Consider the following 3,059-nt stretch of genomic DNA (forward strand, 5'->3'; position numbering starts at 1 on the left):
CCGGCCTATGACATTACTTACAGCGACACATACTGGGGCGAGCATACAACATCTGTAAATGGTAAAGGTAAGGATATATCAAAAGACGATATCATCAAAATTGGGGTAGGATCCGGTCAATTATCTACAGACTTTTGTAAATGCTGTTATGACGATATTCTAAACAAAACAGAAGCATTAGAACAATATCTTAGTCCGGGTTATACGCATAAAAAACATATTCCTTTCAAGAAACGTGTTAAGGACTTGTAAAAAGAGAGGCACTTATCAGCTGCGGCAAATCAAAAGCCGCATTTACTGTGAGTGCCTCTGTCTTTTTTCAGTGTAATTGCCTCGTTTTTATTTATTCATCTTCCGTCAGGTATTCATTGCCGTACTCATATATTTCATCAGTAAGGCCTATTTCCTGCCTTCTTTCTTCAAGCTTTTCTTCATGTTCCTTTTTAGAAATAGCAGTAATACCGGCCTTTTCACACTCCGTCCTTACTATTTCATATGGATTATCAGGATCATCAGGATCGTCAGGAAGCTCATTACTATCTTCATCAAGTATATAGAAATAGTAATAATCATATCCATCGCCTTCGTCAAATGATATCTCTTCACTATAGATATATGCTGCATCCGGAATATCAAATGTAAGATCCACAGAAGAACCGTCTATATAAGGTGATACACTAAAGGTTCCATCACCATCATAGTCATCATAGCCTTCTTCCCACTCTTCATACCACAGCTTGTACTGACCATCAGCATTTATAAATCCGGTATAACCTCCATGAGAAGTTGCCCCGCCAGATCCATAAGAATAGATCATACCGTTATAGCATATGCGAGTTAGACATCTGCTCCAGCTGTCACCAAAATAGCAAATCTTAAGACTACCATCAACATTTTTGATCACCATATCAAAACTAAATTCGGTGTCAAAAGAAACGCTTACAACCATCTCGTAATCACCATCAAGCCCGCAATCTATATACGTATCAGTGACACTTTCAACCTTCCATCCTTCTGAGTACTGATCTGCTGACGTAAGGTTACCTGTGATATCATCAAGAGTATACCTTTCTCCATCAGAAAGAACCAAAGAAGGTTCGATATACTGGCCCTTATCGCCTTCGATGTCATAAATAGCCTTTTCATTTCCATCAAGAAAAGCCTGATACAACTTAGAAGACTCATCATCAAGATCCATATAACCCTTATTTCTTGGCGCCATAATGGTTTCATATTTAGCTTCGGCGTCAGTATAATCGGATTTAAGGTTCCACTTGCCATCTTGATAATAGATAATCTTATGTGATTCCTCATAGACCATTCCATTAACTTTACCAAATGATGTAAGCTCTAGTCCGTTCACAGTCTCATCTGTATGATAATCAATCGTTACTTCTGTGATCTTGAAGTCATATAAAACGTCATCTTCTACGCCTTCTATTCCGCTAACCGGAAAGAGCTGTGATACCTGACCATCATCAAATGTATAAGCATATATGATGTTGTATTCTGTAGCTGTATTGGCAAAATATGAACTGATAATGAAATCTTCCGTCCCATCATTATCAAGATCAACCATCTTAAGGTCTTCAATCTTATAATCTGAGCTAATTTCGAAGGTCTGAACACTTCCATCACTCATGTTAAAATATACTTTATTATCTGCATCGCTATTTCCTGTAGGATCATACAAATCGTCCCAGGTTACTGAGTCAACAAGAAGATCTTCGCTGCTCTTTTCTTCAGAACTGCTGTCTTTTGTACTATCATCAGCACTTGCATCTTTGGCAGCTTCATCATCTGCATCTTTTTCATTTGTGCTGATCTCTTCATCAGACTGATCTGAATCCTTATTACCTAATGCCAACTGACTAGAGCTGCATCCTGACAAAAGCATGGCAATAAGAAAACTTGAAATAAGGCGATTCTTTTTTCTATAGATTGAATTATTCATCATTATCCCCGACTTAAAAATTTTTTCATACACTAATATCTTATCATTACCATTTTTAGAAATAAGTTATAAAAATCATTATGTTTACAGCAAAGTTTCAAGGACTATTTTTCATTCTGAGCGATCTCGTTCTTCTCATTCTTGATCTCCCAGTGGATCAGGAATGTGAGTACACCTCTAAGGAGTATGATAGCGCCAAGAATACCCAGTTCAGACCATTCTCTTACGACAACAGTTCTAAGGACCTCTCCTCCAAGCTTGAATTCAAGAGCAAGAGCAATGCCCTGAGCAAGGTGGAGTCTTATATTCTCATCTTTTTTGAACCATTCTATGAAGCTCTTTATGGCAGTAAAGACAAGAATTATGACACCGAATAGCTCCATTATGATAGTGCACAGTTCTACAATATAGTATAGATAATTGTCAGCAACTTCTATAACTGTCCCCATAGGCCCTCCTTATTAAGAAAAGAATACTACTCATCCGGATACAGATTCTACTATGTCAATCCTATCACTCTTACCATAATGTTAAACTATAATCAAAGATAATCGTATATATTGATAGTTCCCGACTCTTCCTCCAGATCCATAAGAGGTACTACATCTACCATCCTTGTAAGTCCTGTTGACTTATTGACGTAAAAATATACAAATGATCCAGTATAGCTTCTGAATATTACGAGGTACTCAGTGTCTGTCGCATCTCCCATACAAACATACATGATATCAGGATTATCCTCAGCTATGCTCCAGTCATATTCCTGATGACAGTAATTATTAACGCCTTCGTATGCCATTTCCTGAGTTATAGCAGCAGTGTCAGAAGAGACGGCATCTACAGAAGATGCCGTGGTATCTACTGCAGATGTTGTACTATCTGTCTGTGCATCAGACTTATTGTCCGTACTTTCTTCCTGATTGTTATCCTTATTGCTACCTTCCTGCTCAGTGGCTTCTTGTGAATTATTATCACTTGCAGTGCCAGTATTATCATTTTGTACTGATGTGTCTTCATTTGTTGCTGTATCAGCAGCAACATTCATGCTTTCACCCTTTGAAGATATCTCAATTGTCTCACCGCATCCTGAAAGGACTACGCATAA

At 37.9% G+C, this 3,059-nt stretch carries 3 protein-coding genes and 1 pseudogene; 1 reads left to right on the forward strand and 3 read right to left on the reverse strand.

Features of this window, described 5'->3' with window-relative positions:
* A pseudogene (locus K6G87_RS05305) lies at nucleotides 1–252 on the forward strand (hypothetical protein); the annotation flags it as partial.
* A 91-nt stretch (nucleotides 253–343) separates the two neighbouring features.
* Here K6G87_RS05305 and K6G87_RS05310 read toward each other — a convergent pair.
* The 3 genes from K6G87_RS05310 to K6G87_RS05320 all read right to left on the reverse strand — a co-directional run.
* Nucleotides 344–1,867: a hypothetical protein gene (locus K6G87_RS05310; protein ID WP_296834743.1), complete on the reverse strand. Its 1,524-nt coding sequence runs from the start codon at nucleotides 1,865–1,867 to the stop codon at nucleotides 344–346.
* A 191-nt stretch (nucleotides 1,868–2,058) separates the two neighbouring features.
* Nucleotides 2,059–2,403, reverse strand: a complete 345-nt coding sequence (locus tag K6G87_RS05315; protein ID WP_022758522.1) for a DUF1622 domain-containing protein — start codon at nucleotides 2,401–2,403, stop codon at nucleotides 2,059–2,061.
* A 92-nt stretch (nucleotides 2,404–2,495) separates the two neighbouring features.
* Nucleotides 2,496–3,059: hypothetical protein (locus K6G87_RS05320; protein ID WP_296834747.1), on the reverse strand; the 564-nt coding region annotated here is incomplete at its 5' end.

It is taken from the genome of Butyrivibrio sp. (assembly GCF_024699075.1).